Source organism: Aquisalibacillus elongatus (genome assembly GCF_003843875.1).
GTDB lineage: Bacteria > Bacillota > Bacilli > Bacillales > Alkalibacillaceae > Aquisalibacillus > Aquisalibacillus elongatus.
Genome location: NZ_RKRF01000009.1, coordinates 1 through 23249 on the forward strand (window position 1 = coordinate 1; position 23249 = coordinate 23249).

Genomic DNA, 23249 nt, shown 5'->3' on the forward strand with positions numbered 1-23249 from the left:
ACGCATTAAATTAAAATTGGCTGGTTTATGTCCAGTTAAATACCGAACTCAAACCAGCCAATCAGCTGCATAATTAAAACTCTAACTTTTTGGGGTCACCACCCTAACTTAAGATGACGGGAGATTTTTTTAATCTTACTATAAATTTTTATCCATTACTAGACAAAGTATGAACTTTACTAAATAAATTACTTGACAGAATGGAGTTTCTACTAGACAAAACTCAGTATTTACTAGAAATTTTTCTTAAATAATAGATAATCCATGAACTCCCTCTACACAAAAACTCCCAAGTAGAGCTAATCAGCTCATACTTGGGAGTTTCATTACTTAGCTTTTGCTTCTAATTCTACATCAACATTTCCGCGAGTTGCTTTTGAGTATGGGCAGACTTGATGAGCATCTTTCATTAGCTCGTCTGCCTCATCTTGTGATACACCACTAATTTCAGATGTCAGTTTAACACTGATCTTAAATCCACCATCAGATGCATCTTTTTCAAAGCTAACATCTGCTGTCGTTGTAGATTCAATATCTTTATTATTATTCTTTGCAACTAAATTTAGCGCTCCATCAAAGCAAGTTGAATAAGTTGCTGCAAACAACTGCTCCGGATTCGTGCCTGTCTCATCTGTATTTTCCGTTGGCATAACGACATTTAAGTCGATGACACCATCATCTGACTTAACGTGACCACCACGGCCACCTTTTGCTGTTGCTGAAGATGTGAATAGTTTACTCATGAAACCACTCCTTTAAATTTAGTCCTAATTACTTCATACCCTAAAATTACCATTCTCATTCATCCATTGGCAAATGTTAACGTTTTTGTCACTAAACATTATGCTATGCTCCAAATGATAAAATGCGCTATAGCTAATAATAAAAAAGCTGTTAATTGAATGTTTCTATGTGTCTTTTCCTCCCAAGAACAAAACTTACTTAACCACAGGATATATGTATTAACATACAATGACGCCAAAACTAATGCCCCTAATGACTCGATATAACTCGGTTGTTCAGTCATAAAACCAAACATCATAATGGCCATAATGAACCATGAAAACGTTCCAAAAAATATCGCTATACGGTCATTAATAAAATTTTCACCCATGTTTTCATCGGTTTCCCACTTTTCAAGGCTTTTTAAATAATTTTGACAAAAGTCCCTTAAATCTTGCTCTATTTAGGGTGAAAAATCATTTCGACATGTGGAATCCCGTCTTCTAAAAACTCATCTGAAATTGTCTTAAACCCACAATTACCATAAAACGCCTGTAAATGTGCCTGGGCTTCAATTTTCACACTTGGGTGGTTCCACCTTTGCGCTATATCATTAAGCGTATATTGTAGCATCTCAGTCCCTATACCAGTCCGCCTTGTTCGTTCATGTGTGATCACTCTTCCGATTGACGCCTCTTGAAACTTAACGCCTGGTGGGATCACCCGACAATAAGCCATAATCCCTTCTGAGTCCTGCGCAAATATATGGAATGATTTTTGATCGTACCCATCAATTTCAGGATATGGACAATTTTGTTCAACAACGAATACTTCAACGCGCAGTTTCAAGATGTCGTATAGCTCATCATGTGTTAGTTCGTACAATGATTTATTGATCCATTTCATGCTGTCACCCAACCCCTTTTAATAACGATATGTCTTAAAAAAATACCACAGACGAGAACTCGATGGAAGTCTTATGAATATAAAAAAACGCACGTAAATTTAATTTACGTGCGTTTTTAGAATAACGTTTTAAGTTATATTACTTAGCAACTACGTTAGCTGCTTGTGGTCCGCGATCGCCTTCAACGATTTCGAACTCAACGTTTTGACCTTCAGCTAAAGTTTTGAAACCGTCTGCTTGGATAGCTGAGAAGTGAACAAAAACGTCATCTCCGTCTGTACGCTCGATGAAACCAAAACCTTTTTCTGCGTTAAACCATTTTACTGTACCTGTCATCTGAAATGACCTCCTTTATTAAATAACGACAAAACAATTGAATCTTTGTTACTTAGACTTCCTAAAGAGAGGCCATTCAGTAAACGTCGATCTCAATTACTTCGTTCTATTTATACTTTACTCCTTTTCTAGAGAAAATGCAAGTCATTCGACAAATATTACAATTCAATTTCAAGATATGATATAACTTGTCCCTGTCTTCAGTAGTATGCTACAATTCAGAAACAAATCATTATTGAAGAAGGATGTGTATCACATGAAAAAGTTTTTAACAGCGATCCTTATCGTGATGTTAACAGCTTTCCTAGCTGCTTGCTCAGGCGACAGTGATGAAGGCGATAATCCTGAAGAAGGTCAAGAAGAAGATGGTCAAGAAGAAAATGGCGAAGAAGAAGGTCAAGGCGAAGAAGGCCAAGGTGAAGAGGCGCAACAAGAAGCTATTAATGTTGATGAAATAGAAAGCGATGAAGTTGTAGCAACTGTAAATGACACTGAGATTCTTGGTGAAGAATTCAAATCCAGTGTAGATCGCGTAACACAAATGTATCAACAACAATTAGGCGGACAAGGCATTGATCAAATGCAAGCACAAATTCAACAACAAGCATTAGATCAACTTATTAACCGTGAAGTAATTAAACAAGAAGCTCAAAGTCAAGATCTTTCAGTTAGTGATGAAGAAATTAGCGAAGAATATGACAATCAGATTAACGGCTTAATTGAACAAAGCCAAGGCGAGTTTGAAGACGAAGAACAAGTTCTAGAACAAGTTGGTATGAATGAAGAAGAACTTAAAGATAGCTTACAAACTGATTTACTCATTCAAAAGTATCTAGATGAAAACTTAGAAGAACCAGAAGTTACTGATGAAGAAATTCAAGAACAATATGATAATATGAAGGCACAAATGGAAGAATCCGAATCTGGTGAGGAAGTTCCAAGCTTAGAAGAAGTGGAAGACAGTATCGTTCAACAAATTCAAAGCCAAAAACAAGGTCAACAACAACAAGAGTTAATTCAAAACTTACGTGAAGACTACGAAATTGAAACTTTAGTTTAAATTAGTAAAGCTGCCGTTGAAACGGCAGCTTTTTTATTTCTTCTTTAGCATAAATAACGTCATAAATGTTAATGACTGTTTCAAATCTTGAGGAAGTGATCCAACGTGTTTAAGATCTACGCCACGTTTGTAAACATATTCTTGATTTATAATCGTTAAATCATTTTCTTCTGCCAACTTTTGAAACTCCCATGGCATCATCGTGTTCATGATGACATCACGGCCATACAAACGATTGTAACTGTTAACTCGAGGCATAGCTGTCGGTCCTAAAACTCCAATACATAAATGACCCCCTGGTTTAATGACGCGTTTAATTTCTAATATCGCATCAACGGGAACCTCTGCCCACTCCATTGCATTGATGGCCATCAAACCGTCAAAAGAGTCCGTATTAAACGGAAGGTTTAACATATCTCCTTGAAGAAATTCCATCCTAGACATACCATTTGTAAGTCGACTCTTACATAGCGACACCATTTCTTCCGATAAATCAACGCCTGTCACATCAAAACCTTCAGACCATAGCTTATAAGAGCCATAACCATCTCCACAACCTAGGTCTAACACCTTACTTCCGGATTTAAAATGATTTAAAACAAACGGAATGATTGATTTTCGACTTCCATGATCCCACATGTCCTGACTGTTGGAATGCCAAAAATCGGCATTCTCATTCCACATTTCTTTAGCCCGTGTTTGCCAACTTGTATCAGTCATGATTGACCTCCTCAATGATTGAATGCCTAATACCGTAATCAATTAAAGACTCATATGAATCTCCATTTAAATCCAAAGCTTTGCAGAAGGCAGGCTCTGTTTTATACCCGTCTCTTTTCCATTGTTTTATTTGTTCTTTTAGATAAGGTTTTCTTTTCAGGATATGATATTCAACCACCATATGTAGATATGCATATTGTTTCTTAACCGGTGTAGCTTGGGCAAATAACTCAAATTCAAAACCTTCATAAATAAAATTACATTTAATAATCGATTCACCACGAATTTGCTTTTCTGCAATTGTAAAACCTGGCATTTCACTATATAATGATGTCACTAACAATTTGAATTCCTCAAAATCGTGAACCTCAAGAATCAGATCAAGATCAGAGTCTTCTATATCAACATCGATCGGTATTGTCCCACACAACACAGGAGTATATTCAGATAAACCTTCAAAAATACCAAGCTTCTTAATAGAATCATAGGCTTTCTGCTGATTATTTGTACCATATTTTAATTGTTCAAACGTTAGCATGCTCTAATACACTTCTTTCGTAAGAAACAACTTGTTTATCATTAATTTGAAAATGGTGTTCATAGCATTGTTGATCCATTAAAATATCAGGCAAATACCGAGGAATCAATTGTCCAGATCCTAGATTTTGTTCGTCTAACAACCAATCAACAAACTTCCAATCAAAAATGCCTTCATCCATTTTTACCGGTGTATTTAATCCAGGGTTTTTATCTAATTCTGCTAGGAACACATACATACCACCATGTCTTATGCCATCAGACAACCAAGTGGTTACACCTTTATAGATGGCTTGATTTTCATACAACTCAATTCCTGTTTCTTCTTTAACCTCACGAATAACACATTCTTTAGGCGTTTCACCTGAATCAATTTTACCACCAACACCGTTCCAATGACCCATATTAGGCGGGTTTTGTCGATTTAACATTAATATTTCATCATTTAGTTTAATGAAGCATATGGTGTATTTAAGCAAAATTTTCTCCTCCTTATCTATCATCTATTAAAGGGGTGTTCGTGTTGAAAAATTTACTAACCTGGCTCATTATAATTTCCGCGATTCTTTATATTTTCATCATACCTGATTGGCCTTTAGGAATAAAACTTATTTTCAAAGTCATCCCTATGATCTTAATTATTTGGTATGCCTTTTTAAAACTTCCTAAACACCGATTATTTGTTCACTATGCAGTTATTATCGGGCTTGTATTTAGTGCTATTGGAGACGTTACTTTGCATTGGTTTATCGTTGGACTTTCGGCGTTTTTGATTGCTCATGTTTTTTATTTGATCGGTTTTTTAACACAATGGCGTACGTCTTTTGTCCGGAGTATAACGATCGTGCCGTTTATCATTTATAGTTACATTCTGGGTAATGGAATCCTTCAGTCGATTACAGACAACACATTAGTCATTCCAGTTATGGTTTACATCATCGTCATTACGGCAATGGCTTGGGCAGCAGTAATGGCTCGGAATGTTTATGCCATTATAGGTGCATTATTATTTGTTATATCTGATTCTATCCTAGCATGGAACATGTTCGTAACTAACGTGCCTTACTCTGGCATATGGATTATGACTACTTATTACAGCGCACAATTTTTAATAGCTCATAGTATTCTATATTTTAACCAGCAATCCGACTAATATATAAAAAAACAGACCGCTTCTCGCGGTCTATTTTAACGCTTCAATTCTCTTTTTGATTTCATCTCTAACATCACGAAAGACTTGATTAACTTCCTCTTCTGTCCCCTCTGCCTTTGCTGGATCGGTTAATCCCCAATGCTCAGACTTCACATTCGGAGGTAAGGTTGGACAATTATCTCTCGCATCACCACAAAGTGTAATAACTAATTCTGAGTTATTTAGAATATCACGATCAATAATGGATGATTCTTGATTTGAGATATCGATGCTGATTTCATTCATGATTTCAACAGCTTTAGGGTTTAACCCATGTGCTTCAATACCGGCACTATGAACGTCCCACTGATCACCTAAGATCTCTTTCCCTAAACCTTCTGCCATCTGACTGCGGCATGAGTTACCGGTGCATAAAAAGTATAAAATTGGCTTGTCTGACATAAGACATCCCTCTCTTTTAAATTAAAAGTAATGATACATATAAACCTAATAAGGTAAAGAATAAAACTGGAACGGTTAGAATAATTCCGACTTTGAAATAGTAGCCCCATGATATGTGAATGCCTTTTTTAGATAAGACATGTAACCATAATAGAGTTGCTAATGAACCAATTGGTGTAATCTTTGGCCCTAAGTCACTTCCGATCACGTTCGCATAAATTAAAGCTTCACGTACAGATCCAGATGTATCTGTATTAGCAATCGCAAGTGCATCAATCATGACAGTCGGCATATTGTTCATAATTGAAGATAAAATTGCTGCAATAAAGCCCATCGACATCGTCGCCGCTAACAAACCTTGCTCAGCTGCAACATCAAGAACCTGAGATAATAAATCGGTCAAACCAACATTTCTTAGGCCATACACAACCACATACATTCCGATTGAGAAGAAGACAATATCCCATGGTGCTCCTTTGACCACATCCATCGTTGGAACTGCCGGGCTACGATTGGCCATCCATAAGAAGAAAATCGCAATGATGCCTGCTACAAACGACACAGGAATTTCTACAAATTCGCTCACAAAATATCCGACTAATAACACGGTTAATACAGCCCAAGATAATCGAAACATTTTATGATCCTTAATGGCTTCATGTGGCTTTTTCAACATTGATAAATCGTAATCTTGGGGTAGTGATTTTCTAAAGAATAAATAAAGCACCACTATACTTGCCACAATGGAAAATAAGTTCGGAATCACCATACGGATTAAATACTCCGTAAACCCAATGCCAAAGAAATCGGCTGAGACAATGTTTACTAAGTTACTGATGATTAATGGTAGTGATGTTGTATCTGCGATAAACCCACTTGCCATAATAAAAGGTAAAATCATCGATTCTTTGAAATTCAATGCTCTTACCATCGACAACACGATTGGTGTTAAAATAAGTGCAGCCCCGTCATTGGCAAACAGTGCGGCAACGGCTGCTCCCAATAGAGTGACCAAAATAAACATTTTAATGCCACTACCATTCGCAATTCGTGCCATATGTAAAGCGGCCCACTCAAAGAAACCAATTTCATCTAATATAAGTGATATTAAAATAATAGCGACAAACGCTAACGTCGCATTCCAAACTAAATCTGTAACGGCAATGACATCGCTAAATGTTACGACACCAACTAATAAAGCGACAATTGCCCCTCCGCATGCAGACCAGCCAATTCCTAGATTTTTAGGCTGCCAGATCACTAACGTTAATGTTATTAGAAATATAAGACTTGCTGCAAAGATCTCCACGTCTAACTCCCTTTCTAGTCACAAATAATGCGTAAATTATTGTTTGATAGTTCTTCTAGATCCTCTTTACCAGTTGGAATTGAATCTATCACGCCTTGAACGACGTCATATGCAGGGTGTTCCTTATTAATTGAGTAAAATACCCAATGCCCTTTTCTTCTTTCGTTAATTAATTTGGCATCTTTTAATTTTCGCAAATGTTGACTAATAGCCGGTTGTGATAAATCTAACAGTTCCACTAATTCACATACACAACATTCGTCAACCGCTACATAACGCAAAATGGATAACCGATTGCGATCCCCCATTAATTTAAGTACTTGTGCCACTTCCTGAACTTCTAAATAAGTTTTCTCCATGATCATCCACCTTATATAAGTAAATGCTTATATAATAATATAATGATTTTATGATCTTTTCAACCTTAAGTCATAAATATTTTAAAAATACTTAATACAAATCGTTTATCTTCTAGTACAATTCATAATATAATGTTGTTGTACATTTAAGTAGGTGATGATTTTGAACAAAACAAATGAAAATTTAATGGTATTTGCCTGGGGCGTTGCATTAGTTGCAACACTAGGTTCATTATATTTCTCAGAGATTCTAGGGTATGTACCGTGTAAAATGTGTTGGTTTCAACGGATTTTAATGTATCCAATGGTTGTTATTTTACTGATTGGAATTGCGATTAAGGATGTTAAAGCCGTTTACTATACAATAGCTTTATCCATTATCGGGTATTTAGTTTCCACCTACCATTATGCGATTCAAAAATTTGAGGTATTCCAGCAATCAGCTCCAACGTGTGGACAGGTATCATGTACAGGCTCGTATATTAACTGGCTAGGGTTTATAACTATCCCTTTCTTAGCTGGTCTGGCGTTTTTATTAATTTTAGTTGCGTCTATATTGATTTGGAAAAATATGAAGGAGGAATAAGACCATGAAGAAACTTATCATCTTCGGGTTAACGATTATTGCTTTGTTTATAGTTATTATACTGTTAACCAATCTGTCTCAACCAGAAGTGGACGAAAATAACGCTTATGGAACAACGGACTTAGAATCTGAAACAGCCGAACTTTTAGATGATCCTAATTATCAAAATATCATTACACCGGATGAATTAGAGGAGAAATTAGAATCTGGTGAAGATGTGACTGTATACTTTTTCAGCCCAACATGTCAATATTGTCGTGAAGCAACTCCACGATTAATGCCTATTGCCGATGATATGAATGTTGATGTACAGCAGTACAATGTTTTAGAGTTTGAACAAGGCTGGAATGAGTTCAACATTGATGCAACACCTACATTAATCCATTTTGAGAATGGCGAAGAAGTAGCACGTGTGAAAGGTGCCGTTCCAAATGAACAGTTCGAACAATTCTTTAATCAAGCTGTATTGGATGAATAAAAATAAGCTAGCCTAAATCAGGCTAGCTTATTTTTATCAGCATGTTTTTCTGATTTACACGCAGGTTTCCGAATTTTACCAGAAAGTTTTTTAAATTTACAAGCAGGTTTATAAAAATCCCCAGCTAGCACCGCTAACTGGGGAAAAGTTATTCCTCATCATTTTCTTTATGCTTTTTAGGCATTGGATCCACTTTATGATCATACGAATACCCTTTTGAAATAGCAAATAACGTTAAGGCTAAAACACCAACTACAATAGCTATTGCTATGATAAGAACTTTTAACATCTCATAACACCTCTATTTGTGATTAGGGTTGCGACGTTTTTTGTTCCCTTTTTGTCCTCTTTGGTTTGAACGGCGATCATTTTGAGGCTTTCCACCTTTATAGCGACCGCCACCTTGATGACCTCGATTTCGTTTTTGCCCGCTATCGTTTCCGCCTCTAACTTTTTTCACACGTAATGGTGAAACAGCGGTTAATTTTACTGGCGTTCTGTCAGGTTCTTTCGCGAGTAGCTTCAATGCAGCTGACACGACTTCTACCGAGTAATACTCATCCAATAACTGCTCTGCTACATGACGATATTTTTGAGAATCTTGGTCTTCAATCGCCTTAAGAAGATTATCTTTTGTAGCCTGTTGAATCCCTTCAAGCACATCATCATAAGATGGAATTTTCTTACGTGTCATTTTATGCTTCGTTAACTGTTCGATACTTTTTAGGTGTTCGAACTCTCTTGGTACTACAAACGTTAAAGCTTGTCCTTTATTACCTGCACGCCCTGTACGTCCAATACGGTGTACGTAACTTTCAGGGTCTTGAGGTAAATCAAAGTTATATACGTGTGTCACACCTGAGATATCTAAACCACGTGCTGCCACATCTGTGGCCACTAAAATATCGGTTGTTTGGTCTTTAAAACGCTTAATCGCAAGCTCACGTTTGTTTTGAGTAATATCACCGTGAATACCTTCAGCTGAATAACCACGTTTCAATAAACCTTCAGTCAATTCATCAACACGTTTTTTCGTACGACCAAAAATAATCGCTAATTCAGGAGATTCAATATCTAGTAATTTACATAAAACATCGAATTTCTGTGGCTCTTTCACTTCTATGAATAACTGTTCAATGTTTTCTACCGTTAGCTGCTTCGATTTTATACGAATTACTTCTGGCTCATTCATAAATCGCTCAGCTAAGGTCTGAATTCGCTTCGGCATTGTTGCTGAAAATAACAATGTCTGATAGTCAGATGGAATGGCTGCCATAATCGCTTCAATATCTTCAATAAAGCCCATGTTCAACATTTCATCTGCTTCATCTAGAACGACTGTATGAATTTGATCTAGACGAATCGTTTTCCTACGAATGTGATCGAGTAGTCGACCTGGTGTGGCAACGACAATCTGTGGGCGTTTTTTCAACGCTTTAATCTGTCTTTGGATGTCTTGTCCACCGTAAACAGGTACGGTTCTTACACCTTTATCCTGTCCAATACGGTTTAATTCCTCACCAACCTGAATAGCCAATTCACGCGTAGGCGCAATGACTAAACCTTGTACCATTGATTGATTCATATCCATTTTCTCAATCATTGGTACACCAAATGCGGTTGTTTTCCCTGTTCCTGTTTGAGCCTGTCCAATCATATCCCGGCCATCTAATGCAACCGGAATTGATTTCTCTTGTATTGGTGTTGGGTTTTCAAAGCCCATGTTAGACAAAGCCTTAACAATGTCCTCACCAATTTGAAAATCTTTAAATGCTGTTGTCAATCTTGTTCCTCCTAATATTTAAACTCATCTTACTGCTGAAAAACTCGTTATTTTTAAGCTTCAGGCAGCGTACATCATGACCTAACGTTAGCTTTCCTTAACCATAATTAATTTATGAAGAAAAAATTTCCGAACTTTTCATAAGACAATTCAGTATAACTGTTTCATGACCTAAAGTCAACTTTCAGTCATCGAGTAAAGATGAGGCATTTTGCTCTAAAACTAAATCATCCATCGGTGGATTATGCAAACCTGCTCTGACATCACGGTAGTAACGTTCAAATGGATATTCCTTAAACAATCCACGGCCACCTGCAATTCTCATCGCTAAATCCACGACCCGATTAGCATCATTTGTTGCTGTAACTTTAACAACTGCAAGATCCCGAGCTAACTCTGTTCGCTTCTCTGGATACTGATCCCATTCCTGAGCTATGTGAAACAGATAAGCTCGCGCCCGTCTTAAGATCATATCCATCTCACCGATTTTCTGTCTGATATGAGACTCTTTTGCAATTGGGTGATTTAAGCTATTCGGTTGAAATTCCTTTGCGAACTGAATCGCATCCCTTAACGCGGCTTTTGCAACCCCTAAGTAACAAACAGGAATATGAAGCAACCAACCTTTTGGTCCAGAACCTTTACTTTTACGCTCAACAAGACTATCAGCGCAAACGTTAACACTCTCTAGAACCAAATCATCACTTCCAGTCCCTTTCATTCCAAGTGTATCCCAAGTTCGGTCAACAAATACACCATCTTTTGACATATCAACCACAAACCAACCGATCGCTTCTTCATCTTCAATCCAAGCAGATACAATCGCATAATCTAACACTTCGGCCATGGTCGTAAATGTTTTACGTCCGTTTAAAACATATCCAATTGCGGTCTTCGTTGCAATTGTCTCAGGTCTACCTCCGCGAGTTGGGCTACCGGTGTTTTTCTCTGTTGATGCACGATTAAATAATTTTTGTTGAGATGCTTGATTGGCAATCCAATCAAAATCGTCTTCCGCCCAAAGCTTTCCTTCTTTTAGCTCCATTAAGATGCCGTTATGCCACCCGACAGATAGAGCTGTTGCCGCATCTTGTTCTGCAATTTTCTCTTGCATTAATAACCATTCATATAATGATAAATCTTTGCCACCATAAGTATCCGATAACACAAGCGATAAATATTCATGTTGCTTAAGTGTATCTAAAGATTCTTTTAAAAAGCGCCCTTCTTGATCCGCTTTTCTGACAAATGATGATAAGTCTTGAGATATAAGTTCTGCTTTTTTATATAACATTTTTTGTCGGTCATTTTTAATAAATTTTAAATCTTGTTCAAACATCTTGAAGCTCCTTCCAAAGTATAAGATATCATATGAATAAACTTGGAATTAGCTTAATACAAATACACAATTTATGAAAATGTTTAGTTTTAAAATGGTTGAGGAAAATAATTATACAAAGGAGAGTGTCACATGAAAGGAATTAAATTTATAAACTATTTAATTAATTTAGTAATTGGACTTGTTCAATTACTATTAGGCTTAAGGATTATTTTGAAATTATTTGGGGCATCTGTATCGGCACCTTTTGTCGAATGGACATATAATACTAGCGAACCTTTACTACACCCGTTTGAAGGAATCTTTCCGACTAAAGTGTTAGACGGGACATTTGTGGTCGAATTCTCCGCTATATTTGCCTTTTTGATCTATACGATCATCGGCTATTTCCTTACGAGTTTAATCGTTGGTTTTGATCGTAAGTGGAATAGCTCATAGGTAGTTGGTTCCTGCCTAAGTGAAACGCACGGGCTTATGTCCGTGCGTTTTTAATACGTTCTTTATTCGAAAGTAAAATTAATCCGACCATTAACAAAATTAATCCAAAACCAGATAGCCACGTTAGAGATTCACCTATTAAGAATATTCCTAGCATTGATGCGGTAAGTGGCTCAGCTAAAGCCAATGTAACAGCCGTAGAAGCTTCAACTTCCTTTAACCCTCTAGCAAATAAAATATAAGCTAAAGCCGTCGCCAAAACCCCTAAATGTAAAACCGAAATCATACCCGAGGCCTCAATTGTCCACGATAAATCCGCAGTAAATAAAATCGGAAGTAAAAATAACGCCGCCGTACTGAAAACAATAGCAACAACTGTATCAGGTGCATGGTGTTCCACTAGCCTTTTACTGACAAACGTATAAGTAGCAAAAGATAAACCAGCTCCTAGTGACATAACCATACCATGTGGGTTGAGGTTAACTTGTTCACCTGATTGAAACAACAAAAAACAGCCTATAATGGCAGACGCTGTTGAGACTGCCCAAATCCAATCTGGTAGTTTTTTATAACGAGCCCATTCAATCAATCCCGCAAAAATCGGGGCACTACAAATCGCAACAACAGTCCCAATCGCAATACCTGTCATATAGACACCTGAGAAGAAAAATGGCTGGTAAGCTGCCATCGCTAAAGCACTGATGAACAATGGCCATTTAGGAATCGCTCTTAGTTGTAGACCTTTTTTAAAACTAATAAATATAAGTAAAGCTCCCCCACCTATGAGTAGACGCAAAGCACCTACTACAAGTGGAGAAGCGTCATCTGGCGCAAGCGCCTGAGCCGTCCCTGTTGTCCCCCAAAGAACCGCTGCTAGTAATACTAGCCATATACTTAGTGTCATGATTTACCAACTTGTCTTTCATACACGACATAGGAATATATTCGAAAAGCTATAAAACCACCTAAAGCTAACAATATTAACGGTTTAAATGAGAAGGACTCTATTAATAATAGAATTAAGAAACACAGTACTGAAAAAAATGTTGTAAAGTTAGAATACATGCCATTTAATGGGACATTACCAACAAAAAATGAAGACATTCCTTTTATTCGATCAACATAACAACGGTTGCAATAAGGCGTGACTGAAAAAATAACCGTTGTAACTACTAAGTCATCTTCATGCTCTATTTCTTTAGCGCATTGATCGCAAATCACTTTACTCCCCATATCAGATTCCCCCAATTAATTAACTTAATATTACCATTTTTCTTTAAATACGGGGAAGGCAGTTTGTTTAAAACGGATTCGTTGCCCACTGTAAGGATTGTTTGATAAATATACGTTGGTTCAATTTAAGTTGTGCCACCATATACTCCGCCAAATCCTCTGGCTGCATAAATCTCTCTTCATCCTTCTTCTCTTCTAGTTGGCCTCCAAAGACAAGCTCAGTTTGAACTAAACTAGGGTTCATCGTAAAGACTCTGATATTGTAAGGTCTAACTTCTTGCATCAATGCTTCACTCATGCCTTGAACGGCAAATTTCGAAGCGCTATAAGCAGATGAACCAGCTGTTGCTTTAAGGCCATTACTAGATGAAATATTAATAATATCTCCTTTGTTCTTCTCGATTAAATCTGGAAGAACGGCACGCGTGACATGATATGTTCCAAACACATTAACCTCAATTGGTCTTTTCCACTCATCAGGTTCAGCATCTACTAGATTTCCACTTGAACCAACACCTGCATTATTAATTAGAATATCAGCTTTACCAAGTCGGTCTTTAAGTTTGCTAACGGCTTGATTAACAGCTTCCATGTCGGCAATATCAACGGCGACATATTCAACTTTTACGCCGTATGATTGTATCTCTTCTGCTACCTTTTGTAATTTGCTTTCGGTTCTTGCGATTAAACCAACATGAACGCTTTCTTTTGCGAGTTCACATGCGGTTGCACGACCTATCCCCGAACCTGCTCCAGTAATATATGCAATCTTTCTTTTAATATCTTGACCCATATTCATCATCCTTTCATTAATATTCGTAAAAAGAAAAGCCGTAACAAATGATTACGGCCTGTAGTCGATCGGTTTTAAATTTTGTTCGATTTGGTCTCGGCGATCTTCTAAAAATGGAGGGAGTGCAAGCGATTCACCTAAATGCTCAGCATCTTCATCGGTTGCAAAACCCGGACCGTCTGTTGCTAGTTCGAACAATATGCCATTTGGCTCTCTGAAATATACAGAACGGAAATAGAAACGATCCACAAAGCCAGAATTTCCGATTCCAATTTCATTTAATTGCTCTAAATATTGACGGATTTTTTCTTCATTTTCAACACGAAACGCAACATGGTGAACGCCACCACGTCCTAGACGCTCTTTCGGCAAGTCTTCTCTAACATGCACGTGTACCTCAGCACCTGTGCCACCTTTACCAGTTTCATAGACCTGTACGTCCATTCCTGTTTCATGATGTTTGTAAACACGTGCTATTCTAAAACCCATCAATGAGGTTAAAATCGCCTCTGTTGGTTTAAGTTCAGGGACTGTTAGATGTATTGGACCTAAACCTATGATGCCAAAGTTAGGATCTGCCTCGCTACTTTCCCATGGGGTTCCGCCAGCAACGCCGTTGTTATTTTCATCGGATACTAAAGTTAGACGCTGGTTTTCAAAATCCTTAAACGGAATAACTTTTCGACCATTCTGTTCAATAATTCCTTCATGATCAACATCATAGTCACTTAGGCGCTTCTCCCAATACTTTAAAGCTTCATCGTTCGGCACTCGCAAAGAAGTTGTTGAGATACTGTTGTTTCCATTATGGTTTTGTCCTGCTCGTGGTATCTCAAAAAAGGTAAGTTCAGTTCCAGGATTACCAATCTCATCACCATAAAACAAGTGATAAACTGACGGATCATCCTGATTGACAGTCTTTTTGACCATCCTCATCCCTAAAATCTTCGTGTAAAAATCAACGTTTTGCTGAGCATTTGCAGTAATAGCTGACAAATGGTGAATGCCTAAAAGCTCCATCTTATAAGCCCCTTTCCAAAAGGTTTAATCTTATTATATCGTAACAGACAATATCTTGAGATTAAATTAATTCCCCTTCAAGGTTAATCCAAAACCTATTCACAATCGTCCCATCTTCCTCAACGAACGATTCGTCCTGAATACCACCATTTTTTAGGATCACTTTTTTAGACCCTGCATTTTCATTATTACAGGTAACAAGCGCCTTCTTAACGCCCAAAGTTCTTAAGTGCTCTAAACACTTTTTTAACATAACAGTCGCATACCCTTTCCCCCTCTCAGTTGGCCTCACACCATAACCGACATGCCCACCTATTTCGAGAAGTTTATCATTCAATTCATGTCTCATATTACAAGAGCCGACAATGTAGTCGTCGTCATTCACAAGAAAGAAAGTCGTATTCGCGACCCAACCTTCTCTTACCATTCCACGCGATTCTTTTGACCAACGCTCCACATAATCTTCGTAATCACCGTTCACTTTCCGTAACGTCGTCGGTACAATCTTTTCATTATATTGCTTCCACTCATTAATATACTCATAAAATGCATCTTTTATTTCTAGATTAGGTTCTAAGAGTTTCATAGCACAACTCCCTTGGTTAAATTTCAATCTATTATACCAGAAAATTCAATCTATTTATTAAACTTTACTTATAAAATTTCAAAACCCGTGTGTATTTTTGGAATAAAAAAAGCCTTTGCGCCTAAGCACAAAAGCTTCATTTCACAATTTCCCAAGACTCAACTGGCCCTTCCACTACATAAAATAGCGGGTGTGGGATTAAATCTTTTAAAATCAATGTCTTTAATTGTTTTAAACGCTCTGGATCTCGCTGTCTTAACTTCGCACGTAGGTGTGCCCACTCATACTCTAACTGACCAGTTGTAACAGCCAGCTTGTCCCTTGGTTCAATTTTAATAATTTTAGAATGGTCAAAATTGTACCCACGAGATTTTGCTTCAATATAGATATATTCTAAATAGATCCCAACTGCCTGCAGCGGATCATCTTGTTCACGAAATCTCACGAGTTGCGGATGATTCCGGTAGCCTTTTGTTTCACCTAATAAAACCTTTTGAGCTAGTAACGATTCGCGCCAACAGGCAACTAACCCTTTAGCATCTAAATATCTTGGATGAATGGACCATAAACGCACGCAACATCAACCTCTATATCATTTGATCTAATCTCTTAAATTCCAACTCTTGAAACTTTTCCATCACACGATCGCGATTAATTCGGAATTCAGCATCTAATAAGTCACACGTAACTCCCGCTTCACAATAAATCTCAGCGAGTTTCCTTGATAAATGAATCATCTCAAGATCATTTTCAAATTTCGTTCGTTGAGCCTTTGTTAATGAATCTAAGTTGTCTAAGATGTTTTCTAATGTCCCATGCTGCTTCAATAGTTTTAATGCTGTTTTCTCACCGACACCTCGAACACCTGGGTAGTTATCTGATGTATCTCCCATCATTGCTTTTAGTTCGATCATTTGTTGTGGTGTAATTCCTTTTTCCTCTTTGAAACGCTCAGCATGGTAAATGTCGTAATTGCCATACCCTTTCTTAAGCAACACCACATTTACGTTATCATCGAGAATCTGCAAAATATCTTGGTCACCCGTTAAAATATAAACCTCAGAATCTTCCTTATAAAGATTCGCTAACGTTCCGATACAATCATCAGCTTCATAACCAACTTCACCGACGTTAGGGATATCCATGGCCTCTGTCACTTCTTTAACTAAATCAAATTGAGGAATTAATTCCTCCGGCGGGGCCCCACGGTTCGCCTTATAATTAGGATATAAATCATTTCTAAACGTATGACTTCCCATATCCCAACACGCTATAACATGTGTCGGTTCAAAAGTATTTGTTGCCGTAATTAAATGTCTCACAAATCCATGCACACCATTTGTTGGTACGCCCTTACTATTCACCATAAAATAACCCGACATCGCGGTTGAATAAAATGCCCGAAACAATAGTGCCATGCCGTCTACTAATAACACTTTATTTTTTGCCATTTTAAAAGCCTCCAATATAAAAGACACACGTACTTGTTGTGTGCTTACTTTCTTTCAACATTACGAAAAAGTCGCACAAACTCTTCTGGTGACTCTTTGGTGTGTAAAGTAAAAACACCTTTTGTCGTATGTAAATAAAAGAATCCAAATTGGTTGGATAACATTTTATAAGAAACATCAAAAACCTGTTCGATTGGGAACTCATACTCAGCTGTTACCACTCGATCTTCGTATAGTTCGACCCAATACTCTTCTTCGATCCGCTTTTGTTCAAAATTAAAATGATCAATTTCGCGTCTAATGCTGAAGTAGGGATGTTTGTGTAAAATGAGAAAAACTCCCTTCTGTGTACTGAAAATTATTATATCATTCAAGCCGATTGATGTCTTCTTGTAAGGCGAACACACTATACAACCTATTCATCCTATTATACACTTTTCTCATAAACCTTTATATGGGAAGTGACGTCAAATGGAAGAAAAAATTAAGCAAATCATGGAAGTCTTTCACCTTGCTGAAAACCTAAAACGTGAATTAAGACATAGCTGGCTATCTGACGGTAGACAAGAAAGTGTTGCCGAACATACATGGCGGGTGTCTTTAATGGCGATGCTCGTAGAACGGCACCTAGAGCAAGATATCAATACTACTAAACTATTAAAAATGATCATCATCCATGACCTAGTAGAAGCAAAAGCTGGGGATATCCCTGCTTTTGACACCCTTGAAAATGAGGAAGCCAAAAAACTCAAGGCACAAAATGAAGAAAAAGCAATCACTCATATTAAAGAACTTATTGGTGGCGAGCAAGGTCGTGAGTGGTATTACCTATGGCATGAGTTTGAAGCCAAAGACACTTATGAAGCAAAAGTCGCAAACGCATTGGATAAGTTAGAAGCACAAATTCAACACAACGAAGCTTCTATTGAAACATGGCTCCCAATCGAATATGATATGAGCTATAAATTAGGCAAACACACTTCGTTCAGTCCGTTTTTAGAAGCTTTTAAAGACGCTATTGAACAAGAAGCCGATACTAAAATTAAGAACACATCTAGATTTGGCCCCAAGTAGGCCAAATCTTTTTATCAAATTGCACCCTACTTACAAACACTTCCGTCTAATAAGTAAAAGGAAGGAGGCGCGAGATGTCGGATTCATTTGAAGCAATAAATCTACGTGAAAACTTAACGGAACAAGAACGACTTACTGTCCTTGAGACCTGTATGAATCAGTATGGTCATGACATATTTCGTCTCGTTCATTCCTATGTTCACAACTACTCAGATGCAGATGATCTTACTCAGGATGTTTTTGTTAAGGTTTACGAAAAAATACATACTTTTAACGGTGAGTCTTCTTTAAAAAGTTGGATTTACCGCATTGCGATTAATACATGTAAAGACTACTTAAGATCGTTTCAATCAAAACAACGAAAGTTAAAGGAAAAATTTCAGCAACTGCTTAACGAACCAGAGATCCCCACACCTGAAGAACAATCCATTGAACAAGAAACACACTCGCAATTATTACTTTACGTAGACCAATTACCCTTAAAGTATCGTGAAATTATTATTTTATATTATTTTGAAGAATTATCATTAAATGAATTGTCAGAGGCTTTAGGCTTAAACAATAACACGGCCAAGGCTAGACTTCGGCGCGCTCGTGAGCGACTTAAGTTAAAGCTTGAAGACGGAGGTGAGCTTTATGGATAATCATTTAAATCAGATGAAAGAAGAATATAAAAAACGTCATCAAGCGTCTTTCCAGGAACAATCACGCGAGCAAGTATTTCAAAAGATTTCAGCCAAACATCAACCCCCAAGCCCAAGGCGATCTTATATATTTAGGTCAGGCTTAACTATTATAGCCTTATTGATCATTGGTTTTTTGATATTGATGAATTATCATGACCAACAAAGTCATCCCCCAATGGCTGATCACGAATTTGAAGAAGATATAGCAATTGACGATGAAACTGATGATGCGACAGATCAGAATGAAGCTTTTGAGGGCTATGTGATTGATGTTCAGAATGAGGGTGTGATCGTATCAAATTATGAAATACGTAACAAAATTTTACTTTCTGAAAATATCTCAAATAATATAAAAATAGGTGATCACATTGTTTATGATAAACAAACTGATAAAATTAATGTTTTAAACACAACGCCTGTAAATGAATCCATTTTACCTGAAAATAGTGCGATTCAAAAAGCCATTGAACACCTAGGTTTGAACCAATCCGAAACCACATATTACATCACGAATGTTGCATATATACCTGAAGACCGAATCTGGGAGGTTGAGTTCAATCATTCTACTAACGGGATTGAAACGGATACCAAAGTCCATATTGATGACCAAACGGGATCATTGGCGACACCGACTGAACCACCATCCGACGTTGTTAGTGATTATACGTTTGATTACAGTCGTTATGGGCAACAATTTAAGGAGCTTGAGCATGACTTAAGGTTAGCTCTTAATAGTGACTGGACATCACTCTACCATTTAGCTAGACAAGATTATTACAATCGAAAAAATATCTACCATGACGTTGATTTTAGTTATAAATTAAACGGAGCAGCTATAGAAGACGGGATCGTAACCATAGACTTTCAGCCATTTGAAGAAAGTTTAACGACTCATGAAATTGGCTCTTTTACTGACGAAATGCGACGAATAGTTTTTAAATACGATGAGGTTAACCAATTTATTTTACAATTTAACGGAAGTCGCAAATCTGAAGATACACCTTATGAGGTGGCTGTAAATGAACCTATTGAGAGAAAAGACAAATACGAATCTTTCAATGAATCCGACAATATAAGAAAAGCAATCAATGCATACAGTGGAACTTTCCGGTATCTATTCCGTCATCATGACAATGAAAAACTAGTATTTGAATCAGGGCAAGAGACCTTAGACTTTCTTACACGTACCATGTCACATGACCTAGCTAAACAACATTTTAGTCACTATATAAGTGAAGTTAATGGGGCTCTAATTTTAAACACTTTTAACATGCCTCCAGTCATTGATCATCAAGCCCCCTACGAAACAACTGAACTCAATGAACAGACATACCAAGTAGAACAGATTATTCAATCAGAGGGTGGAGAGCAATTGCTCACTTATATTATAAAAAATGAAAACTATAAGTGGTATGTTGAATCTATTGAAATTGAATCTCAATAATCTTACGAAGACAGGTTGGACCCCACCAATCTGTCTTTATTATGTAGAAAAATTAAATATTTTGTGTCCCAGGGGGCAACTGATTCGTCTAACATATAAAAGAAAGGAGGAACATTATGGCAGACCACTTTGAGGCTGACATAATTCAAGGAACTAAAGAGTTAACAGAACAAGAACGCCTCGAGATCCTTGAGGAATGCATGACGAAATACGGACATGAAATTAAACGTGTTGTTTATTCATATATCAAGGATCCAACTGAAGCTGATGACATTACACAAGATGTGTTCGTAGATGTCTATGAGAAATTAAATACTTTTAAGGGACAGTCACAACTTAGAAGTTGGATTTATTCAATCGCTATTAATAAAAGCAAGGACCATTTAAGATCTTCACAAAACCGTAAGCGGATTTATAAAGAGAAAGTTATTAAACTTTGGGATAACAAAGATGATGAGACTCCTGAAAAACAATCAATCAGACTAGAAAACACGAATCAGTTATTAAATAAGGTCAAACAGCTCCCTGTTAAGTATCGTGAAATGGTTGTTTTATATTATTATGAAGATCTTTCTCTTAAAGAAATTGCGGACATTCTATCGATCAAAGTCAATACAGCTAAAGTTAGATTACAACGGGCACGAAAAAAACTTAAACCGTTAATTGAACACGATGGAGGTGACTATTTTGAGTAAAGAATTTGTTAATAGCAAACGAGAATACGTTGAAGATATTTCATTTACAGAAGTTGATCGCGAACAAGTACTTGAAAAAATTCAAGAATCTAAACAATCGGTTCCTACTAAAAAAGGTATTTTTCATCCTATACCAGTAGCTCTTACCCTCATCACTTCCTTAATCATTGCAGTCTTATTTTTAACTAACATCGAAAATCTTGTAACACCTAGTACGGGTACAGAGTCAGACTTAGAAAAAACTGAAGGATATATTGTCAAAATTGAAGAAAATGAAGCGATTATAACCAATTCCGAAACACAGCAAAACATTTCGTATACTAACATACCGGAAGAATTTAAACTTGGTCAGATGGTAACCGGTTGGCATGAAAAGGTAAATGATCGTGCAAATGTAGAACTGCAGGATTATGAAATAAAGCAAGGTGAAACTATAGATGGTTCAGATTTAACTGATGAGGAAGCAATTCGCACTGCACTTAAGGCTGAAGAATTTAAAAGAGCTGACCATCCAATTATTGAGTCAGTTCAGTACCACTCCGATTCACGCGTTTGGTCTATTCAAGTTTCCACAAATGATCAGGACAGTTTAGTTATAGACGTTGACGATCAAACAAACGAAGTCATAACCAATCAAAATAACGAGACAGATGAGACACCTAACTTTGATGATATACTAACCCAATATGAACAAACGCTAAAGTCATTAAAAAATAATGAAACTCAATATATAGATTTCAACAATGAAGAAGAATTAAAGAACTATCTCACACAGGCGATGTCAGAATCATTAGCAGAAATTCATATCGAAACGTATATTGACGAGCGTGAAGGCGGATTGTATTTAATTGAAACCGAATTCCCTACTTTCATCGATACAGAAAAAGATTATCAAACAGAGCAGCAGGACGCTGAGACTTATTATGTAAAGCAACAAGTAGATACTGAATTAATGGAGCATCCACATGTCACGGTTGTGATTAAAAAGCGTCAAGATCAATGGATTGTAGCTGATACAGAATAAGAGCACCATTCAAATTAAATTAAATCTAACCAAGAATCAGCTGCTGAAGTCAAAAATGCATTACAATTAGAAGCAAAATACATGTACAAATTCGAAAACAATGACCCTCCTTCTGAAGAATACGAGGACCTGAATTTAACTTTGATCCACGTCTTTGAAGAAAATGATCAAGCAACTGCAACGTACGGTTGGTACTATATAGACCTTGATAACTGGGACATTTATGAATATGAGTTAGCTACAAATCAGTTAACTCATATCTATAAGTACCAAGATGGAGAATATATTAAGAACCAAAACAAATAGTGATTGCCTAGTGAATAAGGCGAATTTAGGTTGACCCTTAAAGAATTGTCAACGAATTGACAAAGAGAGAGTAGTAAATTTTGGCAGCACAAAAAAGGAGTCCTAAGTAGTCATAGTGATGACTTCTTAGGACTCTTTTTATTTCTTAGAATATGATTGGATAATTCTTAAACGTCAGTAAAAGATATAATTATATATTTTAAAAGGAGTGTAGAAAATGGGTATTTTAACTGGTTATCAAAAGAAACAGCCTCTACATTATGGAGAAGTTTATGGAATGTGGTCATATTTAATGGCCGCACAAGGTTTCCACTCAATGTTGCAAACATACAGTAATCATACTGGAGATAAGGACTTAAAAAAATTAATTGAAGAACTTATCCAAGGGGTTAAAACAGAAATTGATGAGGTTCAAGAGGTCTTAAAAGAAAATGGAGTTGGCCTCCCTCCCGCTCCAGCCGAAAAACCACTAGCGAGTTTAGAAGACATACCTACAGGCGCTAAAATTGCCGATCCTGAAATAAGTGCAAGTATATCTAAAGATTTAGGTGAAGGTTTAATTGCATGTACTACCATAGTAACCCAAAGCACTAGGGATGATATTGCAATGTTATTTGGACAATATCATATGAATAAAGCACAAGTAGCAGCTAAAGCTTTACGTTTGAATAAGGAAAAAGGTTGGTTAATCACACCACCATTACACTCAAAAGTTCCTCACCACGATTAACTATGAATGAGGTGGCTAACCCGATTGCAACTGAGGTC

General features: G+C 37.0%; 33 protein-coding genes. 12 read left to right on the plus strand and 21 right to left on the minus strand.

The window, feature by feature from the left end; all coding sequences use genetic code 11:
* Positions 1-326: 326 nt before the first annotated feature.
* From EDC24_RS08135 to EDC24_RS08150, 4 genes are all read right to left on the minus strand, one after another.
* Positions 327-743, minus strand: a complete 417-nt coding sequence (locus EDC24_RS08135) for an organic hydroperoxide resistance protein (RefSeq protein WP_124221543.1) — start codon at positions 741-743, stop codon at positions 327-329.
* A gap of 98 nt (positions 744-841) precedes the next feature.
* Entirely contained in the window at positions 842-1114 is a 273-nt protein-coding gene (locus EDC24_RS08140; protein WP_124221545.1) for a hypothetical protein, read from the minus strand.
* 68 nt (positions 1115-1182) lie between these two features.
* The gene (locus tag EDC24_RS08145) at positions 1183-1629 is read right to left on the minus strand and encodes a GNAT family N-acetyltransferase (protein WP_124221547.1); all 447 of its coding nucleotides are present in this window, start codon (positions 1627-1629) and stop codon (positions 1183-1185) included.
* A gap of 139 nt (positions 1630-1768) precedes the next feature.
* Positions 1769-1966, minus strand: a complete 198-nt coding sequence (locus EDC24_RS08150) for a cold shock domain-containing protein (protein WP_124221549.1) — start codon at positions 1964-1966, stop codon at positions 1769-1771.
* A gap of 256 nt (positions 1967-2222) precedes the next feature.
* Between EDC24_RS08150 and EDC24_RS08155 the strand changes: the two genes are divergently transcribed.
* Positions 2223-3026 (plus strand): SurA N-terminal domain-containing protein, encoded by an 804-nt coding sequence (locus EDC24_RS08155; protein WP_170158516.1) that lies wholly within the window; start codon positions 2223-2225, stop codon positions 3024-3026.
* 33 nt (positions 3027-3059) lie between these two features.
* Here the strand turns inward: EDC24_RS08155 and EDC24_RS08160 are convergent, their stop codons facing one another.
* Genes EDC24_RS08160 through EDC24_RS08170 form a run of 3 tightly spaced genes read right to left on the minus strand, consistent with a single transcriptional unit; the run spans position 3060 to position 4762 of the window.
* Entirely contained in the window at positions 3060-3746 is a 687-nt protein-coding gene (locus tag EDC24_RS08160; RefSeq protein ID WP_124221552.1) for a class I SAM-dependent methyltransferase, read from the minus strand.
* The gene (locus tag EDC24_RS08165) at positions 3739-4284 is read right to left on the minus strand and encodes a DUF4269 domain-containing protein (protein ID WP_124221553.1); all 546 of its coding nucleotides are present in this window, start codon (positions 4282-4284) and stop codon (positions 3739-3741) included. The genes EDC24_RS08160 and EDC24_RS08165 overlap by 8 nt, the downstream gene beginning before the upstream one ends.
* Positions 4271-4762 carry an NUDIX hydrolase gene (locus tag EDC24_RS08170; RefSeq protein ID WP_124221555.1) on the minus strand — a complete coding sequence of 164 codons (492 nt, stop codon included), beginning with the start codon at positions 4760-4762 and terminating at the stop codon, positions 4271-4273. The genes EDC24_RS08165 and EDC24_RS08170 overlap by 14 nt, the downstream gene beginning before the upstream one ends.
* A gap of 41 nt (positions 4763-4803) precedes the next feature.
* Between EDC24_RS08170 and EDC24_RS08175 the strand changes: the two genes are divergently transcribed.
* Positions 4804-5436, plus strand: coding sequence for a lysoplasmalogenase (locus EDC24_RS08175; RefSeq protein ID WP_425455180.1), 633 nt, complete (start codon positions 4804-4806; stop codon positions 5434-5436).
* A 30-nt stretch (positions 5437-5466) separates the two neighbouring features.
* On the opposite strand, the gene arsC is transcribed toward EDC24_RS08175, so the two are convergent.
* Genes arsC through EDC24_RS08190 form a run of 3 tightly spaced genes read right to left on the minus strand, consistent with a single transcriptional unit; the run spans position 5467 to position 7545 of the window.
* Positions 5467-5877, minus strand: a complete 411-nt coding sequence (gene arsC, locus EDC24_RS08180) for an arsenate reductase (thioredoxin) (RefSeq protein WP_124221558.1) — start codon at positions 5875-5877, stop codon at positions 5467-5469.
* A 16-nt stretch (positions 5878-5893) separates the two neighbouring features.
* Positions 5894-7186: an arsenic transporter gene (locus EDC24_RS08185; RefSeq protein WP_124221560.1), complete on the minus strand. Its 1293-nt coding sequence runs from the start codon at positions 7184-7186 to the stop codon at positions 5894-5896.
* 14 nt (positions 7187-7200) lie between these two features.
* Positions 7201-7545, minus strand: coding sequence for an ArsR/SmtB family transcription factor (locus EDC24_RS08190; RefSeq protein WP_245998047.1), 345 nt, complete (start codon positions 7543-7545; stop codon positions 7201-7203).
* 157 nt (positions 7546-7702) lie between these two features.
* Between EDC24_RS08190 and EDC24_RS08195 the strand changes: the two genes are divergently transcribed.
* On the plus strand, positions 7703-8131 hold the full coding sequence (locus EDC24_RS08195; RefSeq protein WP_124221564.1) for a disulfide oxidoreductase: 429 nt from the start codon (positions 7703-7705) through the stop codon (positions 8129-8131).
* Between the two features lie 4 nt (positions 8132-8135).
* Positions 8136-8609 (plus strand): thioredoxin family protein, encoded by a 474-nt coding sequence (locus EDC24_RS08200; RefSeq protein WP_124221565.1) that lies wholly within the window; start codon positions 8136-8138, stop codon positions 8607-8609.
* A 148-nt stretch (positions 8610-8757) separates the two neighbouring features.
* Here EDC24_RS08200 and ytzI read toward each other — a convergent pair whose 3' ends face one another.
* The 3 genes from ytzI to EDC24_RS08215 all read right to left on the minus strand — a co-directional run bounded on the left by ytzI (position 8758) and on the right by EDC24_RS08215 (position 11731).
* Positions 8758-8898: a YtzI protein gene (ytzI, locus tag EDC24_RS08205; RefSeq protein ID WP_124221567.1), complete on the minus strand. Its 141-nt coding sequence runs from the start codon at positions 8896-8898 to the stop codon at positions 8758-8760.
* Positions 8899-8910: 12 nt separating this feature from the next.
* Positions 8911-10392: a degradosome RNA helicase CshA gene (cshA, locus tag EDC24_RS08210; protein ID WP_281274511.1), complete on the minus strand. Its 1482-nt coding sequence runs from the start codon at positions 10390-10392 to the stop codon at positions 8911-8913.
* A gap of 184 nt (positions 10393-10576) precedes the next feature.
* Positions 10577-11731, minus strand: coding sequence for an acyl-CoA dehydrogenase family protein (locus EDC24_RS08215; RefSeq protein ID WP_124221569.1), 1155 nt, complete (start codon positions 11729-11731; stop codon positions 10577-10579).
* Positions 11732-11863: 132 nt separating this feature from the next.
* Between EDC24_RS08215 and EDC24_RS08220 the strand changes: the two genes are divergently transcribed.
* Positions 11864-12169 carry a YggT family protein gene (locus EDC24_RS08220; RefSeq protein WP_124221571.1) on the plus strand — a complete coding sequence of 102 codons (306 nt, stop codon included), beginning with the start codon at positions 11864-11866 and terminating at the stop codon, positions 12167-12169.
* 34 nt (positions 12170-12203) lie between these two features.
* On the opposite strand, the gene EDC24_RS08225 is transcribed toward EDC24_RS08220, so the two are convergent.
* From EDC24_RS08225 to EDC24_RS08260, 8 genes are all read right to left on the minus strand, one after another.
* Positions 12204-13073 (minus strand): EamA family transporter, encoded by an 870-nt coding sequence (locus tag EDC24_RS08225; RefSeq protein WP_124221572.1) that lies wholly within the window; start codon positions 13071-13073, stop codon positions 12204-12206.
* On the minus strand, positions 13070-13402 hold the full coding sequence (locus tag EDC24_RS08230; protein ID WP_124221574.1) for a hypothetical protein: 333 nt from the start codon (positions 13400-13402) through the stop codon (positions 13070-13072). Before EDC24_RS08230 ends, EDC24_RS08225 begins: the two co-directional genes overlap by 4 nt.
* A gap of 67 nt (positions 13403-13469) precedes the next feature.
* Complete coding sequence (locus EDC24_RS08235) at positions 13470-14195, minus strand: 3-ketoacyl-ACP reductase (protein ID WP_124221575.1); 726 nt, start codon at positions 14193-14195, stop codon at positions 13470-13472.
* Between the two features lie 51 nt (positions 14196-14246).
* The gene (locus EDC24_RS08240) at positions 14247-15215 is read right to left on the minus strand and encodes a ring-cleaving dioxygenase (RefSeq protein ID WP_124221577.1); all 969 of its coding nucleotides are present in this window, start codon (positions 15213-15215) and stop codon (positions 14247-14249) included.
* 61 nt (positions 15216-15276) lie between these two features.
* A complete protein-coding gene (locus EDC24_RS08245; RefSeq protein ID WP_124221578.1) occupies positions 15277-15801 on the minus strand; it encodes a GNAT family N-acetyltransferase in 525 nt (174 codons plus the stop codon).
* A gap of 136 nt (positions 15802-15937) precedes the next feature.
* Positions 15938-16375, minus strand: a complete 438-nt coding sequence (locus EDC24_RS08250) for a pyrimidine dimer DNA glycosylase/endonuclease V (RefSeq protein ID WP_124221580.1) — start codon at positions 16373-16375, stop codon at positions 15938-15940.
* Positions 16376-16388: 13 nt separating this feature from the next.
* On the minus strand, positions 16389-17252 hold the full coding sequence (locus tag EDC24_RS08255) for a 5'-3' exonuclease (RefSeq protein WP_124221581.1): 864 nt from the start codon (positions 17250-17252) through the stop codon (positions 16389-16391).
* A 44-nt stretch (positions 17253-17296) separates the two neighbouring features.
* Entirely contained in the window at positions 17297-17626 is a 330-nt protein-coding gene (locus EDC24_RS08260; RefSeq protein ID WP_124221583.1) for a hypothetical protein, read from the minus strand.
* 97 nt (positions 17627-17723) lie between these two features.
* Here EDC24_RS08260 and EDC24_RS08265 point away from each other — a divergent pair, with 97 nt between their 5' ends.
* The 7 genes from EDC24_RS08265 to EDC24_RS08295 all read left to right on the plus strand — a co-directional run bounded on the left by EDC24_RS08265 (position 17724) and on the right by EDC24_RS08295 (position 23211).
* The gene (locus tag EDC24_RS08265) at positions 17724-18326 is read left to right on the plus strand and encodes an HD domain-containing protein (RefSeq protein WP_124221584.1); all 603 of its coding nucleotides are present in this window, start codon (positions 17724-17726) and stop codon (positions 18324-18326) included.
* Between the two features lie 74 nt (positions 18327-18400).
* A complete protein-coding gene (locus EDC24_RS08270; protein ID WP_124221586.1) occupies positions 18401-18970 on the plus strand; it encodes a sigma-70 family RNA polymerase sigma factor in 570 nt (189 codons plus the stop codon).
* Positions 18963-20456, plus strand: a complete 1494-nt coding sequence (locus tag EDC24_RS08275; protein ID WP_124221588.1) for a hypothetical protein — start codon at positions 18963-18965, stop codon at positions 20454-20456. The genes EDC24_RS08270 and EDC24_RS08275 overlap by 8 nt, the downstream gene beginning before the upstream one ends.
* Before the next feature lie 116 nt (positions 20457-20572).
* The gene (locus EDC24_RS08280) at positions 20573-21151 is read left to right on the plus strand and encodes a sigma-70 family RNA polymerase sigma factor (protein WP_124221589.1); all 579 of its coding nucleotides are present in this window, start codon (positions 20573-20575) and stop codon (positions 21149-21151) included.
* Positions 21144-22175, plus strand: coding sequence for a hypothetical protein (locus EDC24_RS08285; RefSeq protein ID WP_124221591.1), 1032 nt, complete (start codon positions 21144-21146; stop codon positions 22173-22175). The genes EDC24_RS08280 and EDC24_RS08285 overlap by 8 nt, the downstream gene beginning before the upstream one ends.
* Before the next feature lie 81 nt (positions 22176-22256).
* Positions 22257-22481, plus strand: a complete 225-nt coding sequence (locus EDC24_RS08290) for a hypothetical protein (RefSeq protein ID WP_124221593.1) — start codon at positions 22257-22259, stop codon at positions 22479-22481.
* A gap of 217 nt (positions 22482-22698) precedes the next feature.
* Complete coding sequence (locus EDC24_RS08295; RefSeq protein ID WP_124221594.1) at positions 22699-23211, plus strand: DUF3231 family protein; 513 nt, start codon at positions 22699-22701, stop codon at positions 23209-23211.
* Positions 23212-23249 lie beyond the last annotated feature (38 nt).